General features: G+C 42.0%; 20 protein-coding genes. 4 read left to right on the forward strand and 16 right to left on the reverse strand.

The genetic code is table 11. From position 1 onward, the window contains the following. The first annotated feature begins 162 nt into the window (after nucleotides 1-162). The gene (locus FTU39_RS01445; protein ID WP_180051624.1) at nucleotides 163-1407 is read left to right on the forward strand and encodes a L,D-transpeptidase family protein; all 1245 of its coding nucleotides are present in this window, start codon (nucleotides 163-165) and stop codon (nucleotides 1405-1407) included. Between the two features lie 202 nt (nucleotides 1408-1609). Next, nucleotides 1610-2302, forward strand: coding sequence for a pirin family protein (locus FTU39_RS01450; protein ID WP_004971950.1), 693 nt, complete (start codon nucleotides 1610-1612; stop codon nucleotides 2300-2302). 138 nt (nucleotides 2303-2440) lie between these two features. Here FTU39_RS01450 and FTU39_RS01455 read toward each other — a convergent pair whose 3' ends face one another. The 9 genes from FTU39_RS01455 to FTU39_RS01495 form a co-directional block, all read right to left on the reverse strand. Then, on the reverse strand, nucleotides 2441-3496 hold the full coding sequence (locus tag FTU39_RS01455; protein WP_373686602.1) for an ArsO family NAD(P)H-dependent flavin-containing monooxygenase: 1056 nt from the start codon (nucleotides 3494-3496) through the stop codon (nucleotides 2441-2443). 240 nt (nucleotides 3497-3736) lie between these two features. Beyond that, complete coding sequence (locus tag FTU39_RS01460) at nucleotides 3737-4609, reverse strand: transporter (protein WP_180051626.1); 873 nt, start codon at nucleotides 4607-4609, stop codon at nucleotides 3737-3739. Nucleotides 4610-4764: 155 nt separating this feature from the next. Continuing rightward, nucleotides 4765-5685 carry a catechol 1,2-dioxygenase gene (gene catA / locus FTU39_RS01465; RefSeq protein ID WP_004971957.1) on the reverse strand — a complete coding sequence of 307 codons (921 nt, stop codon included), beginning with the start codon at nucleotides 5683-5685 and terminating at the stop codon, nucleotides 4765-4767. Nucleotides 5686-5885: 200 nt separating this feature from the next. Continuing rightward, nucleotides 5886-6947, reverse strand: coding sequence for an NADH:ubiquinone reductase (Na(+)-transporting) subunit F (locus FTU39_RS01470; RefSeq protein ID WP_004971960.1), 1062 nt, complete (start codon nucleotides 6945-6947; stop codon nucleotides 5886-5888). Between the two features lie 68 nt (nucleotides 6948-7015). Further along, the gene (locus FTU39_RS01475; protein WP_104853300.1) at nucleotides 7016-7378 is read right to left on the reverse strand and encodes a phenol hydroxylase subunit P4; all 363 of its coding nucleotides are present in this window, start codon (nucleotides 7376-7378) and stop codon (nucleotides 7016-7018) included. Nucleotides 7379-7495: 117 nt separating this feature from the next. Continuing rightward, nucleotides 7496-9022 carry an aromatic/alkene/methane monooxygenase hydroxylase/oxygenase subunit alpha gene (locus FTU39_RS01480; protein WP_004971966.1) on the reverse strand — a complete coding sequence of 509 codons (1527 nt, stop codon included), beginning with the start codon at nucleotides 9020-9022 and terminating at the stop codon, nucleotides 7496-7498. A gap of 92 nt (nucleotides 9023-9114) precedes the next feature. Further along, a complete protein-coding gene (locus FTU39_RS01485) occupies nucleotides 9115-9381 on the reverse strand; it encodes an MmoB/DmpM family protein (RefSeq protein WP_004971969.1) in 267 nt (88 codons plus the stop codon). An 11-nt stretch (nucleotides 9382-9392) separates the two neighbouring features. After that, nucleotides 9393-10397 carry an aromatic/alkene monooxygenase hydroxylase subunit beta gene (locus tag FTU39_RS01490; protein WP_004971970.1) on the reverse strand — a complete coding sequence of 335 codons (1005 nt, stop codon included), beginning with the start codon at nucleotides 10395-10397 and terminating at the stop codon, nucleotides 9393-9395. A 19-nt stretch (nucleotides 10398-10416) separates the two neighbouring features. Next, the gene (locus FTU39_RS01495; RefSeq protein ID WP_004971972.1) at nucleotides 10417-10710 is read right to left on the reverse strand and encodes a phenol hydroxylase subunit; all 294 of its coding nucleotides are present in this window, start codon (nucleotides 10708-10710) and stop codon (nucleotides 10417-10419) included. Between the two features lie 417 nt (nucleotides 10711-11127). Between FTU39_RS01495 and mobR the strand changes: the two genes are divergently transcribed. Next, on the forward strand, nucleotides 11128-12801 hold the full coding sequence (gene mobR, locus FTU39_RS01500; protein ID WP_180051627.1) for a phenol degradation transcriptional regulator MobR: 1674 nt from the start codon (nucleotides 11128-11130) through the stop codon (nucleotides 12799-12801). Nucleotides 12802-12861: 60 nt separating this feature from the next. Here the strand turns inward: mobR and FTU39_RS01505 are convergent, their stop codons facing one another. The 5 genes from FTU39_RS01505 to FTU39_RS01525 all read right to left on the reverse strand — a co-directional run bounded on the left by FTU39_RS01505 (nucleotide 12862) and on the right by FTU39_RS01525 (nucleotide 15721). Further along, nucleotides 12862-13281, reverse strand: coding sequence for a DsrE family protein (locus tag FTU39_RS01505; RefSeq protein ID WP_004971976.1), 420 nt, complete (start codon nucleotides 13279-13281; stop codon nucleotides 12862-12864). A 258-nt stretch (nucleotides 13282-13539) separates the two neighbouring features. Then, nucleotides 13540-14037, reverse strand: a complete 498-nt coding sequence (locus tag FTU39_RS01510; protein WP_004971978.1) for a DUF2505 family protein — start codon at nucleotides 14035-14037, stop codon at nucleotides 13540-13542. A 165-nt stretch (nucleotides 14038-14202) separates the two neighbouring features. Further along, the gene (locus tag FTU39_RS01515; protein WP_096900962.1) at nucleotides 14203-14487 is read right to left on the reverse strand and encodes a hypothetical protein; all 285 of its coding nucleotides are present in this window, start codon (nucleotides 14485-14487) and stop codon (nucleotides 14203-14205) included. Nucleotides 14488-14499: 12 nt separating this feature from the next. Beyond that, entirely contained in the window at nucleotides 14500-15078 is a 579-nt protein-coding gene (pnuC, locus tag FTU39_RS01520) for a nicotinamide riboside transporter PnuC (protein ID WP_180051628.1), read from the reverse strand. Between the two features lie 157 nt (nucleotides 15079-15235). Further along, entirely contained in the window at nucleotides 15236-15721 is a 486-nt protein-coding gene (locus FTU39_RS01525) for a hypothetical protein (RefSeq protein WP_180051629.1), read from the reverse strand. Nucleotides 15722-16002: 281 nt separating this feature from the next. On the opposite strand from FTU39_RS01525, the gene FTU39_RS01530 reads away from it, so the two are divergent. After that, entirely contained in the window at nucleotides 16003-16470 is a 468-nt protein-coding gene (locus tag FTU39_RS01530) for a GNAT family N-acetyltransferase (protein ID WP_131261606.1), read from the forward strand. 101 nt (nucleotides 16471-16571) lie between these two features. Here FTU39_RS01530 and cysN read toward each other — a convergent pair whose 3' ends face one another. Together cysN and cysD are read right to left on the reverse strand one after the other, a co-directional pair. After that, a complete protein-coding gene (gene cysN / locus FTU39_RS01535) occupies nucleotides 16572-18188 on the reverse strand; it encodes a sulfate adenylyltransferase subunit CysN (protein ID WP_180051630.1) in 1617 nt (538 codons plus the stop codon). A gap of 144 nt (nucleotides 18189-18332) precedes the next feature. Beyond that, nucleotides 18333-19241, reverse strand: coding sequence for a sulfate adenylyltransferase subunit CysD (cysD, locus tag FTU39_RS01540; protein ID WP_180043369.1), 909 nt, complete (start codon nucleotides 19239-19241; stop codon nucleotides 18333-18335). Nucleotides 19242-19489 lie beyond the last annotated feature (248 nt).

Genomic DNA, 19489 nt, shown 5'->3' on the forward strand with positions numbered 1-19489 from the left:
CAGCTTACGTTTATGTGAAATACATCACACAAACAAAAGTCACTGTAAAATTGGGGTTATCTTGCATATTTACACAAAACAACTACTGCATCTCCTTAGTTTTTCTGCAATACTTGGCTAGTTTTTATCTATGTAAATGAATAATTCTCAAGGTTGAATTACATGTTGGTTCGCACAATACTCGCAATGAGTTTAAGTTGCATTTTTGCAGGGACTACTTTTGCTGCATCTACTGCTGAACAACCGTTAAATCCACAAGTGATTAGCAATACCGCTATTGAAGATCCGATTGATCCTTTAGCGACAGAAGCATCGGCTGCACAAAATAATCTAAATGCAACAGACACTGCTATTACGCAACAAGAACAAAATGATTTAAATAAGGCTTCAAAAACCTTAGATGATCTACACAAAACTGAAGATACCTCTGCAGATGTAGGCACTGCACCAACACCAAGCTCTGCAAGCCAAACTGCTACATCCAACACAGCAGCACCAAAAGCTTCATGGACTTTAGATGGTTTAAATAATGCCACTTGGTATGAAAATATTGGTAAAGGTCAGTTCCCTGTGTATGCACGTGCACACGTGATGCTGAACAATTCACATGCTTCTCCAGGTGCAATTGATGGCACTAGTGGTAAGAACACCCTAAAAGCAATTGCATCATTCCAGCAAATGAATGGCATTAGCCCAACGGGTATTTTAACCAAAGAAACTTGGGATGCGTTGGTTGCACGTCAAGGTTCACGTCCTGCATTTGTAGAATACACGGTTACTGAAGCGGACTTAAAAGGTCCTTATGCGAAATCTATTCCGCATGACTATGCAGAACAAGCCAAAATGAAAGGCTTGTACTACACCCGCGTAAGTGAAATGTTAGGTGAAAAATTCCACATGGATGAAAATTTCTTAAAGAAATTAAATCCGAATGCAACATTTAATAAAGTGGGTGAAAAGTTATTGGTGACCAACGTTCGCAATGACTTACCTGAAGACATTCACCTGATTGTGGCGCACAAAGGTGCAAAACAACTGTATTTGTTCAACAAACAAAACCAAATGGTCGGCTCATTCCCAGCAACCATTGGCAGTGCAGATACTCCATCGCCAACAGGTACTTATAAAGTGACAGGTGTTGCACCAAACCCATGGTACAGCTATTCACCAAGTAACTTTATTCAGGGCAAAAACTTAAAACCGCTGTCTTTACCACCAGGCCCTAACGGCCCTGTGGGGAATATCTGGATTGGTTTAAGTAAAAAATCATTCGGTATTCACGGCACACCAAACCCATCGACCATTTCAAAAACGGCGTCGCATGGTTGTATCCGTTTAACCAACTGGGATGCAAACGATTTAGGTCGTAAAGTACGTTCTGGCGTGACTGTAAAATTCCTTGAATAATCAGTGATCGCTTTAAACCGCAAAAGACCCACGTTTTTACGTGGATTTTTTAATGCCGCGATAAAACTCTAAAATGTCTAGGTTATGCAAAAAATCTACACATGTTGCAATTTTAGAACGGCATGTTGCAGTTCGCCTCTAGGTCGGCTGCGGTGAAAAGATTAAGATGAGTTCAAGTTAAAAAAATGATAGGAGCATTATCATGAATGCTTATTTACACCGTAGTGAAGATCGTGGTCATGTGAAAATGGGGTGGTTAGACACCAAACATAGTTTCTCTTTTGGTAATTGGTATAACCCGAAATATATGGGTGTTAGTGCCTTACGTGTCATTAACGATGACCGTATTGCCGCACATAATGGTTTTGGTACTCACCCACACGACAACATGGAAATTTTGACTTGTGTATTAAGTGGTACGATTTCCCACCGCGACAGCATGGGCAATGAACGCCATATTACTGCAGGTGAATGGCAGTTAATGAGCGCAGGTACAGGCGTTCAGCACAGCGAAATTAACAATGGTGATGAAGAAGTACACATGCTGCAAATTTGGATTCAGCCGAATGTACGCGATGCAGAGCCGACGTATCAGCAAATTCAACGTGACCCAAATACAGCACCCAACCAGTGGCATTTAATTGTCGGCCCGAATGACAATGCCCCAATGCACATTCGTCAACAGGCAGAAGTAAAAGCAGCTGTTTTAGAAACTGGACATCGTTTAGAAGTTACAGCAACACAAGCGGTAAACTATGTGCATGTAATTCGTGGTGAAATCACCATTGGCGAGCAAACAGTTAAAGCGGGCGATGCTTTGTTATTTGCTGATAATGCTGTGATTGAAGCAAAAGAAGACAGCCAGTTCATTTGGTTTGATTTACCAAAACAGTAAGTCCTGACTGTCACCTTATTATGATTGAGCATCTTTAATTTTTTGAGTTACCCTCTTGCCCTCTTCTACAGAGGGCTTATTTATGGCTGAAATTGCATGATTCATTTTTTAAACACAGTTTTTGTCACGTTAATGACTTTACGCTGTTGTCTGCAAATACGCAGCAATTTGCTCTGCCACATTCCGTGCGGTTCGGGAAACACCAATTAAAGTTGCCGAGGCTGCGCCTGTCCAATCGCCATAACCAACCAACCATAAATTTTGCTGTTGTAACGCTCGATTTTCTAACACATCGACTGTGCCTTGTGCATTAACCACATTCAAACTTTGTAAATACGACAATGCTGCCTTAAAACCTGTGCACCAAATAATGGCATCAATTTCCTGTTCGCGCCCATCTGCCCAAACTGCACTATGTTCGGTTAAATAGTCAAATGGCGGCAGACCATGTAATACATCACGTTGCCGTGCTTCTTTGACACTTGGAATCATCACAATATCGCCCAAACCACCGATCGGTTGTTCAATACTGCGACCTTCCTGCTGGGCTTTTAAGCGCTCCGTGGCACGTAAAAATAAAACCCGTCCATCTACATCATCGGCTAAAAAACTTGGCGGTTGCTGTGTAACCCAAAAAGTTTCGGCCACTTTAGACACTTCTGCCAAAATTTGTGCGCCTGAGTTACCCCCGCCGACAATCATGACTCTTTTGCCCTGAAAAGCATTGGCATTGCGGTAATGAGCCGAATGAATTTGTGTGCCTAAAAAGCGTTCGCGTCCTGTATAAGCAGGAATAAAAGGCTGACTCCACGTTCCAGTAGCACTCACAGCGGCTTTGGCTCGCCAGCTTTGCTGTGCCGAACACACAATTAAATCATTGCCTTCCTTCAGGACTTTTTCGACCTGCACAGGACGCAGCACAGGAAATTGATAGCGTGTTTCATACGCTGTTAAATAGTCAATCACTTCTAATCGTTTCGGATATTCCTGTTCGGTTTTTGGCATTAACCAGCCGGACAAAGAACTCCATGTATTTGGAGAGAACAGCTGTAAAGAATCCCACGCATGTTGCCACGCACCGCCCGACTGCGTTTGATTATCCAAGATCAGAAAATTGATTTTTTGCCGTTTTAAAAAGTAAGCCGTGGCCAATGCTGCTTGTCCGCCACCAATAATAATTACATCGGCATCCATTATTTGATTCAAAATGGCTCTCCTGCTCGCAATACGCACCCTGTTGCTATGCCTAATCTTAGCGCATAAGTGCAACACGTGAGAGACTAAAAATTCAGTCCACCAAACTCAACTTATGGAAGCACGTAATTAGAAGCAAGCCATCTTGAAAAATGATGCTGCAAAAAAGCCAAGTCTTTCAACTTGACTTTGTTTTGTAAGATAGCTTGATGTGCAACACTGCAGAATCAGGTTCGGGCTTTAAAAAGCCCAAACCAATTTCAAAGTCGAAGAGTGTCCTTCAGGACGATGTTCCACTTCGGTTTCTTTCAAAAACTTTGCTTCCAAAGACCAATTATCACGTTTGTATTGAATCGCGGGACCAAAAGATAGAGCCTGTCCTTTATTGCCAATACTGACACCATTCACTTCATCATCTGTGGTTTGTTTAAATACATAACCTTCGAGTGCCAATTTGACTTGATCATTCAATTGATAACCGATTGCATAATCTCCAGCGAAATAATCCCCCGACTGATAATTTGTGTCGTCATTTTCACTGTTGAAGCTATAAGACATTTTGGTGGAAAACTCCCAACCTTGCGGCTGCAAATAAGAATACGCAAAGATAGGACGAATGGTGTTGTAGTTCTTACCTAAGTTGGCAACTACAGGACGTTGTGGATTGGCATCTTCATAATCGCCTGTTGCGAGCACACCTTCTAAAGCAGCTACACTGTGATGATTGCCTTTATGCCAACCCAACATGCTGCCAATAATCAAATCGCCCAAACCACTGTTAGAGTCTGACATGCCCATCACATTTAAACGGAAATCGACCAAAGGCTGTGCAGCATATAAACCCAACTGACCGCCTGCAATGTGTTGGGGGGTCATCCATACCAAACGTGGAATATAGACATTCACATCGGCATGGAAATTGTCTGGGCCGTCTTTAAACTCACTGGCATGATAGTTCTGATAGTAGTTGAGTAAGTATACCCCAGCTGGTGGTAAAGCCCCTGCTGCAATGCCTTCTGCGCCTAATCCAAATGTATCTAAACCGTTTTCTGTTGCATTGACGTGTGTCGCCATGACACCCAAAAGCATGAGTGCCCAAATTTTGTTATTCATAGAACATCCTATTCAATAGAAATTTTGATGAAGTCTGCCTGCTGCGCCTGAATCATTCATGCGCGAACAGCCGACTTTTAAGGGCAGCATCAACAAAGAACTTGCTGATGCTGTATTGGCGAACGTGTTAAAACTTTGTGTTTTAAGGTGTGGGATTAAGCACTTGCACGACGACGTTCAACTTCAGTCGATGGTGCATTTGCAGTGTCTTTGACTAATTCAAAGTTAAAGGTGATGTGCTTAAATGGTTTGTCTAAACCACGGCGCTGAATTTCTGCAGCATCGGTCACATCTACCGCTGTTGCAACCAGACCTTCACGGGTCGCAAATGCGAAGTCATCCCACAGGTATTGATCACCTTCAATGTTAAATTGCGTAGTGAGTTTGCGGTAACCTGGTGCAGAAATAAAGTAATGCACGTGAGATGGACGGTTGCCATGACGACCTAGTTTGTTTAATAAAGCTTGAGTCGTGCCGTCTGGTGGGCAGCCATAACCGACTGGCATGGTCGTTTGCGCCACATATTTACCATTGGCATCACTGAAAATAGTACGGCGTAAGTTAAAGTCAGACTGAGATTTATCAAAGAATGAATAGTTACCTAAACCGTTGGCATGCCAAACTTCGACTTTGGCATTTTCAATGATATTGCCATTGGTGTCAGTGACTGTACCTTCAATAATTAACGTATCTAAATGGTCTGATTCTGAACCATCATCCATACGCGCAAAACCGACTGATTCAGGCGCACCTGCAACATAAAGTGGCCCTTCAATGGTACGTGGTGTACCGCCTGTTACGCCTGCTTTGGCATCGGCTTCATCGGCACGTAAATCTAGATAATGTTCTAAACCCAAACCTGCTGCAAGTAAACCAAGTTCATTGGCTTTGCCTGCATCGGTAATATATTCCAGACCTTTCCACACTTCTGAAGGCTGAATGTCTAAATCTTCAATGGCTTGAAATAAATCTGCCACTAAACGCACCACTATTTGCTGCACACGCTGATCGACAGGGCGTGTAGCGGTGTCTACGTTCATTTCCTTCACTAAAGTATCAATTTGTTGACGGTCCATGTAACTCTCCTTGGCTATTTTGGCTTTGCTGGTTGTCGCATTGCTATTTTGGCTTTTGACACTGCCTTACTGTGTTGATGATGGTGTCAGTGCTGAGCTAAATGCCTCAACACTGACCGACTTCCTTGGAAACTTTTTATCTATTGCAATTCGATAGGCTCAGTACAATATTGCAGCACCTATCCACTTTTAAATATGTGTTAAATATGTTTAAACAATGCTGAACGTGACTGACCACTTGCACCATCGGCAGCACTCAAGAAGCGTTCAGTGTGAATATCACGTTCAAACAAACGGCTTTGCATTAAGGTCGAAATTGCTGCATCAATCATGACTGGTGGGCCGCATAAATAGGCTTTGTGTCCACCGCAACGCTGCTCAAAATAATCGGCAACCGCTTCATGCACATAGCCTGTAAATCCTGTCCAATGGTCTTCTGCTTTAGGTGCATTTAATGCGGGAATGTAGCGGAAGTTTGGATAGTCTTTGACTAACTGCTCAAACAGTTCTCGGTTATATAATTCCGCAACATCACGCGCACCTTGGAATAGGTAAATGGTGCGGGTATCACCCGACTCTAGTAAGTCTAAAATCATAGATTGCGGGCTAGATAAACCTGAACCACCTGCAATAAAAATCGCATCCTGATCATCCGATTTACGTACAAAGAATTGTCCGTATGGCCCTGAAATTTCCAGTGCGTCGCCTGCCGCAAGCTGCTCATGCACATAGGTCGTAGCACTGCCGCCCACAACATGACGAATATGCAATTCAATAATGCCTAGTTCGCTTGGTGCATTGGCAATTGAGAAGGCACGAGTGCCTTCAATACCCGGGAATTGCACGTTAATGTATTGCCCTGCCTGAAACTCCATCGGGCGGTCTAACTGCAAGCGCACACCTTTAATGGTTGGAGATAAGTCCTTTACCTCAAGGACTTTGGCCTGATAATCCTGAACCAAATATCCCAAGAAATCTGGGTCTTCATCAACATCGGCTTCAATGGTCATGTCTGATTCAGGCTTACAGCAGCACGCCAACACTTTGTGTTCTTCACGTTCCAAATCCATCAGCGCGAAAGGTGACGCTTCGCCGACATCATAATAACCATCGGTGACTTGGACTTTACAAGTGCCGCAAGTGCCATGCCCACAAGCAAATGGCAACCACACGCCTTGACGTAACGCGGCATCTAAAATGGTTTGATCTTCTTCAACCTCAATGGTTGTGCCAATTGGCTCAATTGTGACTTGATAGCTCATCTGCGACCTCCTGTCTTGTACTTACTGACTGTGCTTTGCTGTCTTTATTTTGTTGTGATCTTACTGTTTTAAACGTGTGCGCCCTTGTACCCATTCAGTCCTGGGGTCACAAAACGCAGTAGTGATTTTTGATCGAAGCCAATTTCTGCCAAGGTCTGTTCAGGGCGTGGCTGAATTACCTGTTTGTTTAAAGTAAATTGCACTTCATCCCATTTAATGTTTTCAAAGTCAGGATGTTGATGGAAACCCGCCTGCATTTGCTGATCCAAAAATTCCTGAAAGGTTTGCTGCGGCGAAACCAACATGGCGTGTGCAGAACAATATAAAGTGTGATGATCCCAACCCACATACACCAAAATGTTGTCGCCATAGTGTTTTTGTAGGTCGCGTGGTTCAAAGTCGTAATCTGGGCGAATAGCGCGTACTGACATGGTCATTCTCCGTATTGGGGTGGTTTGAGCCGCAAATGACTCAAACCGAAATCCTTTTAAATTTGAATCTTGAAATAACTTAAATTTTAGATATTTACTTTAGATAGTGAATGCGTGTTAAGCCGCATCACCTTTCCATTTTTTCCAGCGTTGCTGGTCTGGTGAACCTTCAATATCCAAGTTATCTGCACCGACATTGAAGCGATAATATTCGCGCAGCATGTTTTCCAAATCTAAGCCACCACAGTTGCCTTGTAGAATTTGGTTCACTGGCAACCATGCCTGCACATATTTTTCAGGTTCACGTTCAAAAATATCGTGACAACCATCTGAACAGGTGTGGTAACGCTCGCCTTTATAAACAGACTCACGATACGTAAACATGGTCGGATCGCCATCCATTTCGGTGAAAGTCATTGGCACTTGGCAAATTTGGCACAATTGCGGTAAGCCTGCGCTGTAGAAACGCTTGCCTTCTGCTTCCATCTTGCGTGCTAACTCCCACTTTGGACGGTAGTATTTGTCAAAGGTGTCTGGATATTTTTCAGATAACCAATCCATTTCCTGATCGGTTGGAATCCAAGTATGGAAACCTGCTGCATGACCGAAGTTATAGAAAATCCACCACGCTTGATGCGACACGTGTTCTTTTTCTTTGGTAATTACTTCTGAATATTTCGGCATACGAATACCGTAACGGCTCAAGTCTTTAAATAACGCACCGCCCGCTTCTTCAAAGTAGGTTTCCCACGCTTCTTTCCACGACATCACTTTGTTTGGCAGCATGTAGTCCATCATCATGCCAACTATAGATAACAGACGAGTCCCACGCCAGAACCACTTATCAATCCATTCCTGTACGATTGGCACGTTATCTTCGTGTTGTTCTAACAAGAATTTCACGATTTCTAGACCTAAAGTCATGTGACGTGCTTCATCGGACTGTGCACTAAAACCAAAGGTGACCGTTGCCATATCGCCATTGTGTGCTGCACCTGACATGAACGGTACGAACAACAAGTTGGTCAATACATATTCAAAGGCAAAGCTAATGGCTAACAAGAACTCAAACGGCCCTGCTGAACGCGCATCTTCAAAGAAAGATTTTGGTACAGACAAGTACCAAACGCGGTCATGCATGTGCGACCAATCCTGAAAACCATCAAAGAATTTGTTGTAATGGCTCATGGCATGAATTTGCGTCTGCACGTGACGTAATTCATCAATCGACTGCATTTGTGATGCGATACGTGCACCTACACCACTGAACTGACGCCCTACATGTGCATAACCTTGGAATGCCTGATATTCAAGCGGAGTTACCGCAGTTAAAAACAGTTTGATGGCATTCAAATAACGCTCATTGGTCACGTTCATTTGACCGTTGTTTTGTGCAAAAGCATCAAAAATGGCGTAAAGTTTTTTCTCTTTTTCTGCCTGATACTTCCAGTAAGCATCCATGGTTAAACGGAATGGATCTTCCCATTTAGACCAGTCTGTAATTTTAATGCCTTCAAATTCTTCGTATGGAAAGGCTTCTTTGCGGTCTGCATAAGAAAAGTCCCAATCCAAGTCACGAGTAAGTGCGCGATAACGGTCTTTGGCATTCAGTTTTTTTGCTGGGGTTTTAACTTGTGAATTCATGCTCATCATCCTTAAATTTTTTAGCGGCAATCTATGCAGCAATATGTTCTGGCGGCACTGTACTCAAATTGGCTCAGTGCACATCCTTATTCCTAGTTCCAGTGCAAACGGAAACTGTCATCATCTTCTTCGACGTTGCCGCCCAACGTAATCATGTTGAGTTGTAAAGACTGAATATCCCAATCTTGTCCAAGTTTTTCAGATACCGTTTCTGCTTTAACAATCAGACCTGTTTCGCTTTCTACCCGAATCATGGCTGGCAGATATTGAATCGTGGCATCTGGGTTGTCTTCTTCAATCGCTTCAATGATGTAGCGCGACGTGTCATTGTCCTGTAATGCGAGATAAACCTTAGACATGCTGCTTCTCCTTAAGCCTGCAAAATTTGTTCGAGTTCGATGCCAATTTTTTTACTGCGTTCCAGCAGTTTTTGTTCTGCAATGTCGACTGCATCTGCAGACAACGCCTCAGCTGCCCACGCTGCAAATGCCGCTTTCACTTCAGGTAAATATTCGGCTAACCACTGGCTCAACAATTGTTTATTATGTGCAGATTCTGCAGCTGCGGTTTTAAATACGCTGTCTGACCATTTGCGTAAATCTGCCATGGCTTCCTGCATAAATTCCATCAGCATCGCCAAGTCACGTGCTTGATGCTGTGCCAGCCATTGATCAAATTGGGTGTAAACCAATTCGCTCATAAAGCTGTCAATCACCAAGTTTTGTAATAAAAACAGTTTGAAATAGTCCTGCTCGATCAAACTGGTTTCACACAACTTGCGCAGTCCTTGCCATGCTTCATCCTGCATCCATGCTTGTTTGGCTGGAATTAAAGATTCGCCCGTGTTGCCATCGAGTGCCAAACCAACCCGTGAGATGTACTGCGCCATCCCTAAACGATCCATCGCAGCATAAATACAGGCTTGGGTCAGCACCGTGCCATAACCATAAGCACTGCCCGACATCATGTGTAAATTGGCAGTCTGTTCGATATGACGAAACGGCAAAAACAAGGCAATCACTTTGGCTTTGACATCTTCAGAAATATGCTCTGCCAACTGGCGCTTTTCAAAAAAGCTAAAGTTACTTTCGGCAATGTCCTGCAAACGCGCACGATGCTGCACATAAGTTCCGTAATAAAACTGACGCGGGTCTTTAAATGCGTACCAATCCTGCATTTCAATTGCAGTATGGGTTTTATCATTTAAGGTTTTTTCAGGTTTCCACAGCGGACGATAGTGAAAGTTGGTTTCCGCCTGAATATCAAAACTGACTTCCTGATAACGGGTGGCTGGCTTGTTGCCAAAACGGCGCTCAATATAGGCATAGTTTTGACGAATTGGCTCAATACCCGCTGTTTTAATTTCTAAAGTCATCGCTTATCTCCTTAAGCATTCAGTGTTGATCTTCATGATCAATGTTGTATCGCTGTGCACCGACTAAAGTGTCGTGTTCAATGCCGTAACGCCATTTGTCTTCTTCAGCATCATTCACGGCTTGCTGTTGTTCGCTCATTTCCACCACTTGATTGGTTGCGCAGAACTCGCGGAATGCTTGCTGCGGTAACACCAACTCCACATATAAAGTGGGATCGTGAATGGCAAAGTCGAACTCGACAAATGCGGCATTAATATCGCCCGTTACCCGAATATATTTGGTTAAGGGCAATGCGCCTGTTGCATCCTTCATATTGTTCTCCTACAAGATCTGATTCATTCAGAACTTGCTTCAGTTGCTTCATGCATCTGTTGCTTACTTTTACTATTACAACAAGCGTGCCAACTTTATAAAAACATTGAAAAACAGCAACTTAAAAAATCTGAGTGTTTTTATAAGAATTTGGATTTCATGATTTGATGAATTTTGATGTTTAAAAAATTTAAGATTTCATGATTTGATGAAATACAGCCCGTACAGATACAAAAATTTACCCTTGGGCTTTATGCAATTCGCTTATGATAAAGACGGAATAAAAACAACAAAAACATATAGATACAACTAAATACCTTTAAGGTTTGGCATGATGCTGTTTAGGTATTATTGAATTTTCACGAATTTGCATAAGATGGCTAAATAGCCTCGAATTTAATGGATTAAACACGGCGCATGGTACAAGTAAAATACGACAGCAGCGGCAAATATGCAGGTCATCCTCAGGAAATTCACGACCTGCTTTCCAAACTACATTTTGACACCGAGCGTGGACAAATCTGGTTTGATGAGTATCGCATGTTGCTGATGCATACCAGCATCATGGGCTATTTGCGTAAAGACCTTGCCAATATGATTGGGATGGAACGCACCAAGCGCTTTTTTATTCGTTTGGGCTATCAGGCAGGTCTGAAAGATGCCGAAGTCACCACCAAAATGCGTCCAGGCTTAAATGAAGAGCAGGCTTTTATGGCAGGGCCGCAAATGCACGGTATTCGTGGCATGGTGCAAGTTTCTGCCAATCAATTGATTTTAAATCAAAAGAAAAAACAGTTTTATGCAGACTTAAACTGGCATAACTCCTTCGAAGCCGATGTGCATGTTGAGCAATTTGGACTGAGTCACGAACCTTCCTGCTGGATGCTACTAGGCTATGCTTGCGGTTACAGCAGTTTTGCCACAGGCATGACCATTATTTATCAGGAAGTGGAATGTAAAGCCTGCGGGCGTGAGCATTGCCGCATTATTGGTAAACAACTCAGTGAATGGGAAAATGCCGATGAGTTGATTCAATTCATGTCGCCTGAACCGATGGAACAGGAACTCATTGCGCTACAAGCAGAACTGTATGAACTGAAAAAGTCGATTTATACCACCAGTAAAAATGACTACAGCATGTTCAGCTCAGTCGGACAATCTGCAGCTTATCAACGGGTGTGTGACTTACTCAAAAAAGCGGCAGGTGCCAAAGTTTCCATTTTGCTGCAAGGTGAAACAGGGGTCGGGAAAGAAGCCTTTGCCCGTGGTGTGCATGAACTGAGTCAGCGTAAAGAACATGCTTTTGTTGCGGTCAACTGTGCGGCAATTCCGCCTGAACTGATTGAATCTGAACTGTTTGGTGTTGAAAAAGGTGCATTTACAGGTGCACATCAATCACGCTTAGGTAAATTTGAACGCGCCCATGGCGGTACTATTTTTTTAGATGAAGTGATTGAACTTTCGCCACGCGCTCAAGCGGCTTTACTGCGTGTGCTACAAGAAGGTGAAGTGGAACGTGTTGGGGATTCACAAACCCGTCATATTGATGTTCGTGTAATTGCTGCAACCAATGAAGATTTAGAACAAGCGGTTAAAGCAGGTCGTTTCCGTGCCGATTTATATTACCGTTTAAATATTTTTCCTGTGCAAATTCCACCACTGCGTGAACGCCGTGAAGATTTACCGCTATTGGTTGCGCATTTCTTAAAACGCTTTGAAAAAATGTATGACACACAAATTCAAGGCGTCAGTGAAAAAGCCACTGACTTTATGCAAAGCTATGCGTGGCCTGGCAATATTCGTGAACTGGAAAACCTGCTCGAACGTGCGGTACTACTGACGGAAGATCAACAACTGATTAAACTGAATGCCCTGTTTCCGCAAATGCACAGCGACCATACTGTAGATGAGCAAGACAGCGTAGATTTAGACACGCTTTTAACCGAAGGTTTTGATTTAGAACAGCATGAGCAACAACTGATTATCACCGCGATGCAAAAAGCCAAACACAATGTATCTGAAGCGGCACGCTTATTGGGAATTTCCCGCGCTGCACTGGATTATCGTTTAAAAAAATACGCCATGCGCTAGAAATTCCGCAATAAAAAAGCCCTGTTTTTCAACAAGGCTTTTGCATTTCAAGCAGCCGAATTACCAGCTCAGTGTCTGAGTGCCTGGACGGAAAATTGCTTCACCCATAGCATCTGGATTGGCATATTTCAGACCTTTCATTAAGTCACCTTCAACAACACCGTACTGCTCCATACACATTTTGCAGATATACACATCACCACCTTTGGCGATAATACTTTTCAGCATGTTCTGATGCTCTGCATATTTATGTTCAAAGCGGTTAGATGCCAACATTACGCCTTGATCGACCAAATAAATCGTCAGTGGATGACCTTTGCCAAATTGGTTATTGCTCATGCCAATTGCCATTTTGGTGCGGTGCGCATCACTGCTGGTAAGCAAGACAAAAAGTGGATCTTTTTTGCTCTCTGCCATTGCTGGAGATAGACTGGCAAAGGTCAGCAAAACCGATAAACATAACAACTGAATCAATTTCATGGCAGAACTCACACTCAATTTAAATCTGGTCAAAATATTAGCATAATAAATATACTATATTTAAATAATAAATTAAGACGATAGTCTGTATGCAATAAAGCCAAGCACTAAACTTTTTCAAAAATCAAAAATTGATCACTGTAAAATGACCCCAGCATCAACAATCACAATTCAATACGTCCAAAAAACAAAGCGCCACCGAAAACGGCAGCGCCAAGCATGTATTTAAGAGCAATCTTTTCTAGTAGAAATGAAGGGTTAAGCCGCTAAATTTTTCTTGAGTTCATCTTCTACAATACCAATTTCCAACTCACTGAAACGACGGATTTCCCCTTCTGCATGTTTTTCCAACATGCCGCCAATCAATGGCACTTTAACCTTAATTGTCCAGTTTAATTGAATATCAATTTTTTCATGGTTGCCTGTCACACTACGCTCGCCTTTAGCTTCTAAAGGCAAGTTTGCACCAAGCTCCACGGTAGAAGTAAGCGCCGTTAAATGGGTCACATCATTGCGTTTTAAACGAAATGCATCTTTTAATAATTTTTTAGCCATATCTGGAATATTCACATCTAAATTATAAGCACGGCGTAAAGTGTAAATATCACCGTTCTTTTTAGATTCTAAAATTTCCAAATTTTCACCAGGAATACGCTTGCAGACTGCTTCATGCAAAGCAACATCTGCCACTAAACGCTTAAATTCGTCAATTGAAACGCCATGAATGGTGGCGTTTACAGTAAATTGATGAGCCATTTGAGTTCCTTTTATTTTGTTTATTGATGGAGTAGGTCTAGCATCATCGTGCAATATAATTTGGCTGATGCTCAACGGGTATAAGCTGTTTTATATCCTAAATACAACTTTATTTTCAGGCTATTAAAATGTTTTTTCCGCCTGCTGTCATTGACTCTATTTTGTCTATTCTGTGTGAATGATGCCAAATTCAGCGGCATAGGTTTCATGGCTATAAATAGTTAAATAATGCCCATAAAATTCAATTTTGGCATAAAAATGTTCTGCGCCATCATCTAGTCCTGTGGAACACCATGTCGTCCCTTTGGGGAAATCATCTAACCACTGGGCTTGGTAAAAATCTGCAATCGAATCAAACTGTAAATAACGCTCAGGATACGCTAAAATATCCAATGCCAATAAATCAAATTGTTTAAGCTGCGCCTGTTTAAAATCAATTAAATTGCTCATCGCTACACGCCATCACACCGCAGAATGTGCCGCATGTTTTTGTCGGATTTTATGCCATTCACGCCAGCCCAAATAAGCAAGAACCACAAAACCTGCATATAACACAGCCGTTAACAGCAACTCTTTGTAAATAAACATGCCGATATACACCAGATCGACCACAATCCATAACACCCATGTAGCCAAGTATTTACGACTGGTCCAATAGATTGCCAATAGACTCATAGCTGCCAGTTGTGCATCCAATAAAGGCAGTGAAGCCTGCGTCCACCACTTTAAACTTAGCCCAAACAGTAAACCCAGTATGCTACTCAGTGCAATTTGCAGCCACATTTTAGAGAGTGGCAAGCTTTGAATGATGATATGTTGTTTTTGCTGCTGTGCAGTTTTCCACTGGAAAAAACCATAAACAGCCATGCCCATAAATAGGGTTTGTAATACCGTTTCGCCATACAATTGATATTCAAAGAACAAATAGGCATACAGCAAACAGGCAATAAAATTCACCACCCAGCAAGCTATATGTCGCTTAATGGTTAAGGTCACGCCTAAAACACTAATCAACACAGCAATGATTTCTAAAACTGACATTGATGCTGCCTATGTAAAAGAAAAAGGCATGATACCTCTTTTCGGGAAAATAGCGCAAAACTCAACATTTAACCAAACACTTAACTGACAAGAAGATGCTGCAATTAATTTTCAAGAAACCTCTGTAAAATCATAAACAGAAAATCAGGCATGAAAATCAATCTGTTTGAAACTGCTCTGAATTATTGTATTTATGCTCTTGCCCAAAGCGGTCTACATGGGTAATAAAAACTCCGTATTTGCCGACAAAATATTCAAGGGATTGCTCGTAAAAACTCCAGTAAATTGACCACTCCCCCAAGTCTAACTGACGAATTTGCGTATGTGCTTTGGCAGGCATTTTATTCAGCACTTCTTGTTGAATAGTTTCGGCATCTTCAGGGTCACGACTAGATACTTTTAAGCTTAAAAATATTTCTGCGATATCATCAAATAATTGCTGTTCGTATTCGGCAACTTCTTCCACCACCTCACGAACAGGGCGCGGTGCTTTGTGGGTAATCGGGTCTTGGACAATATTGGCAATATTGGCAATATCTTGACAGCTCTGCTGAAAAGTACGATTAATTTTTATTTTGAACCAGACTTTCCAGACTGCATATACGGCAATCAACAACAAAATCCATAACAATAGTTTTGCCATCTTGGTCTTCGCTCTTATTTCAGGCGTTTCAATAAAGTATAACCATTTCAGGGCTTAGCGTCTATTCGCTGCTGCACGCTTCAACGCTTATGCTTTAACAGATGATTCCATCCATGCATCGCTAAAAAGTGCAATGCTCAATTACACAATGATACCGATTGCCTTAAAAATAGGACTTGTGCTGCAGTATAACGCAGTAAAACACAACAATTTTCTGCTATTTCTTTAAACACTTTTCGCTTCCAATAGAGCCTTGTTTTTATCTATCACCCTAAGCCTAGATGATTAGAGCTGCACAAATTCAAGATGTCGCCAATTTGGTTGCGGTATTACACGCCAGTATTCGCTCTTGTATTCAAGATCATCAACGCAATGAAGCCAAAATTCAGGCATGGCTAGAAAATAAAAGCTATGAAAATATTTTAATGCTGCTGCATTACAACAATTGTTGGGTCTATGTCTTACAGCATGTGGTGGTTGGCTTTATTATGATGAGTGATCGCGGGCAAATTTTACAACATGCCATTGCCCCCGAAGTACAACAACGCGGTATTGGTCAAGCCTTGTTATTTGAAGCAATAAGCGATTTAAAGCGCAAAAATGTATCGCACATGAGTGTATTTAGCACACAGACTGCTTTAAGTTTTTATGAAAAAAATGGCTTTGAAATACAACCTCAAAAAATTAGCTATGGGCACTTCACACCCATGCTCAAACATCTCAATGGCGAACCCTTAGAGCACACTTAAAAAACAAACTTTCCAATATAGTGAACGCACATAAAAAAACCGCTTTCAGGTGAAAGCGGTTTTTTGGGGATGTGGATTCGATTTTATAAACGAATCTAATTTTATAAGCGAACTAGGGCAATAATTTTTTCTGCCAGTTCTTCTGTAGCTGTCGCAGTCAACTCTGCATCTGCACCACTGTTTACATCACTAATGACCACAATGCCCGTTTCGCGGAGTAATGCAACCTGCGCAGCATCTAAACCTGCTTTGGCAATGGCAACAATACCCTGCTGAATCAGCAAGCTTTCAAGTGCTTGTGACTGTTCAAGTGCTTGGCTTGGTACACATACCGCTGCAGGTTTTTGACCCAAACGTGCAGCACGGTCTTCGGCTGTTACAGGTGTACTGTGTGCAGTCCATTCTACGCAAGCTTCAACCATACCTGCGCCAATGGTCACGTTATTTAAACGATCAATGAAAATAAACGAACCCGTATAACGACTGTCTTGATAACGGTCAAATACCACAGGCGCATCAAATTCGATGGTGACATTGGCAATTGCATTCAGTTCAAGCTGTTCAACCTGCACCTGTTCCAAAGTATTCACATTGGTACGGTAATGAATGGCTGTGACTTTTGCAGGCACAGTTTGTGTACCCACTTTTAAGTTATACAGCTTGCCAATAGATAGTGGCTGATCAGCCATCCACACCACAGTGGCATTTACAGCACGTGAAATTTCAGGACGCACTTGATCTTCACGCACCAACACATCACCACGTGAAATATCAATTTCATCGTTCAGTGTTAGGGTAACTGCTTGACCTGCAATTGCATGTTCAAGATTGCCATCAAAAGTCACAATCTCTTTTACTGTCGAGCTTTTGCCCGATGGCAATGCCACAATGCGGTCACCCACATGAATATCGCCCAAAGCAATCGTGCCGCAGAAACCACGGAAGTCAAGGTTTGGACGGTTGACATACTGCACAGGGAAACGGAAATCATTTTGAGCCGAGTTACGGTTAATTTCTACCGACTCCAATGTTCCCATTAAAGTATCGCCTGTGTACCAAGGGGTATGCTCAGACTTGTTCACCACGTTATCGCCATTTAAGGCAGAAATTGGCGTGAAAATAATATTCGATGGTTTACGATCACCCAGTTGATTCACAAAGTTCGCATATTCCGTCTGAATTTCGTTAAATCGTGCTTCTGAATAATCCACCAAATCCATTTTATTGATGGCAACCACAATATTGTTAATGCCCAATAAACTAGAAATAAAAGTATGACGACGGGTCTGAGTTTGTACGCCATAACGCGCATCAATCAAAATAATCGCCAAGTCACAAGTCGATGCACCTGTTGCCATGTTACGTGTATATTGCTCATGCCCAGGTGTATCGGCAATGATGAACTTACGCTTTTCAGTAGAAAAATAACGATAAGCCACATCAATGGTAATGCCCTGCTCACGCTCGGCTTGCAAACCATCGACCAATAAAGCTAAATCAGGTGCATCGCCCGTAGTGCCGACTTTTTTCGAGTCACGAGTCACGGCTTGTAATTGATCTTCATAAATCAATTTTGAGTCATACAACAAACGACCAATTAATGTCGATTTACCATCGTCTACGTTACCGCAAGTTAAAAAGCGCAGTAGATCTTTGTTTTCGTGCTGTTTTAAATACGCCAAAATATCTTGGCTAATTAAATTCGATTGATGAGACATTGCTCAAAGCTCCACATATTTTTTAGAAATCGGTTTTTTAATCTTTAATCCCTCTAAATCTCCCTTTTATAAAGGGAGGCTTTGCTCCGCTTTTTATAAGTCCCTCTTTATAAAGAGGGGTTTGGGGAGATTTTTCAGGAGAGATTAGAAGTAACCTTCTTGCTTTTTCTTTTCCATCGAGCCAGCTTCATCGTGGTCAATCATACGACCCTGACGCTCTGAACTGGTTGCCAATAGCATTTCCTGAATAATTTCAGGCAAGGTATTCGCTTCTGATTCGACTGCACCCGTAAGTGGATAACAACCTAAAGTACGGAAGCGTACCGATTTCATTTGTGGAACTTCACCTTCTAGCAACGGCATGCGTTCGTCATCGACCATAATTAAAGTGCCGCTACGCTCAACGACAGGACGTTCTGCAGCCAAATACAACGGTACTAATGGAATACTTTCGAGGTAAATGTATTGCCAAATATCCAATTCAGTCCAGTTAGACAATGGGAACACACGAATACTTTCGCTTTTATTGACCTTGCCATTATACAAATTCCACAATTCAGGACGCTGATTTTTCGGGTCCCAACGATGTTTTGCATCACGGAAAGAATAAACACGTTCTTTGGCACGTGATTTTTCCTCATCACGACGCGCGCCACCAAATGCCGCATCAAAACCGTATTTATCTAAAGCTTGTTTTAAGCCTTGGGTTTTCATGATGTCGGTATATTTAGAACTGCCATGATCGAATGGGTTAATGTTGGCATCTACCCCTTCTTTATTTTGATGAACAATCAAGTCAAAACCGTGCTGTTTTGCCATGTTGTCACGGAAAGTGATCATGTCTTTGAATTTCCAGCCTGTATCCACATGTAACAGTGGAAATGGCAGTTTCGCTGGATAGAATGCTTTTAAAGCCAAATGCAACATTACCGCTGAATCTTTACCAATCGAATACAACATGACTGGATTTTCAAACTCGGCTGCAACTTCACGGATAATATGAATACTCTCAGCTTCAAGCTGTTTAAGATGAGTAAGTCTTTCCTGATTTATTGACATTGATCACACCAGATGTACTTAAACTTGTGTACGAATAACACAGATAGAATTTGATTTTCATTATAGTGACTTAGTTATGCAGACTATTGCTTGTTTTATTATATTTATATGCAAAAAGCTCATATAAAAGAAAACCAATAAGCAGTATAAGTTTTATTTAATCAATAGTTTATTCCATCATATATTGAAATTTAACGTCATTCTCGCTACGTTTGATACATACAAATCGCGCTTACAAGCTG

The organism is Acinetobacter sp. YH12099 (assembly GCF_013419195.1).
Classification (GTDB): domain Bacteria; phylum Pseudomonadota; class Gammaproteobacteria; order Pseudomonadales; family Moraxellaceae; genus Acinetobacter; species Acinetobacter towneri.

What these genes read in the sequence shown, in the direction of transcription:
- FTU39_RS01445 (WP_180051624.1), top strand. Translation starts at nt 163, where the DNA reads ATGTTGGTTCGCACAATACTCGCAATGAGTTTAAGTTGCATTTTTGCA.
- FTU39_RS01450 (WP_004971950.1), top strand. Translation starts at nt 1,610, where the DNA reads ATGAATGCTTATTTACACCGTAGTGAAGATCGTGGTCATGTGAAAATG.
- FTU39_RS01455 (WP_373686602.1), bottom strand. Translation starts at nt 3,496, where the DNA reads ATGGATGCCGATGTAATTATTATTGGTGGCGGACAAGCAGCATTGGCC.
- FTU39_RS01460 (WP_180051626.1), bottom strand. Translation starts at nt 4,609, where the DNA reads ATGAATAACAAAATTTGGGCACTCATGCTTTTGGGTGTCATGGCGACA.
- catA (WP_004971957.1), bottom strand. Translation starts at nt 5,685, where the DNA reads ATGGACCGTCAACAAATTGATACTTTAGTGAAGGAAATGAACGTAGAC.
- FTU39_RS01470 (WP_004971960.1), bottom strand. Translation starts at nt 6,947, where the DNA reads ATGAGCTATCAAGTCACAATTGAGCCAATTGGCACAACCATTGAGGTT.
- FTU39_RS01475 (WP_104853300.1), bottom strand. Translation starts at nt 7,378, where the DNA reads ATGTCAGTACGCGCTATTCGCCCAGATTACGACTTTGAACCACGCGAC.
- FTU39_RS01480 (WP_004971966.1), bottom strand. Translation starts at nt 9,022, where the DNA reads ATGAATTCACAAGTTAAAACCCCAGCAAAAAAACTGAATGCCAAAGAC.
- FTU39_RS01485 (WP_004971969.1), bottom strand. Translation starts at nt 9,381, where the DNA reads ATGTCTAAGGTTTATCTCGCATTACAGGACAATGACACGTCGCGCTAC.
- FTU39_RS01490 (WP_004971970.1), bottom strand. Translation starts at nt 10,397, where the DNA reads ATGACTTTAGAAATTAAAACAGCGGGTATTGAGCCAATTCGTCAAAAC.
- FTU39_RS01495 (WP_004971972.1), bottom strand. Translation starts at nt 10,710, where the DNA reads ATGAAGGATGCAACAGGCGCATTGCCCTTAACCAAATATATTCGGGTA.
- mobR (WP_180051627.1), top strand. Translation starts at nt 11,128, where the DNA reads ATGGTACAAGTAAAATACGACAGCAGCGGCAAATATGCAGGTCATCCT.
- FTU39_RS01505 (WP_004971976.1), bottom strand. Translation starts at nt 13,281, where the DNA reads ATGAAATTGATTCAGTTGTTATGTTTATCGGTTTTGCTGACCTTTGCC.
- FTU39_RS01510 (WP_004971978.1), bottom strand. Translation starts at nt 14,037, where the DNA reads ATGGCTCATCAATTTACTGTAAACGCCACCATTCATGGCGTTTCAATT.
- FTU39_RS01515 (WP_096900962.1), bottom strand. Translation starts at nt 14,487, where the DNA reads ATGAGCAATTTAATTGATTTTAAACAGGCGCAGCTTAAACAATTTGAT.
- pnuC (WP_180051628.1), bottom strand. Translation starts at nt 15,078, where the DNA reads ATGTCAGTTTTAGAAATCATTGCTGTGTTGATTAGTGTTTTAGGCGTG.
- FTU39_RS01525 (WP_180051629.1), bottom strand. Translation starts at nt 15,721, where the DNA reads ATGGCAAAACTATTGTTATGGATTTTGTTGTTGATTGCCGTATATGCA.
- FTU39_RS01530 (WP_131261606.1), top strand. Translation starts at nt 16,003, where the DNA reads ATGATTAGAGCTGCACAAATTCAAGATGTCGCCAATTTGGTTGCGGTA.
- cysN (WP_180051630.1), bottom strand. Translation starts at nt 18,188, where the DNA reads ATGTCTCATCAATCGAATTTAATTAGCCAAGATATTTTGGCGTATTTA.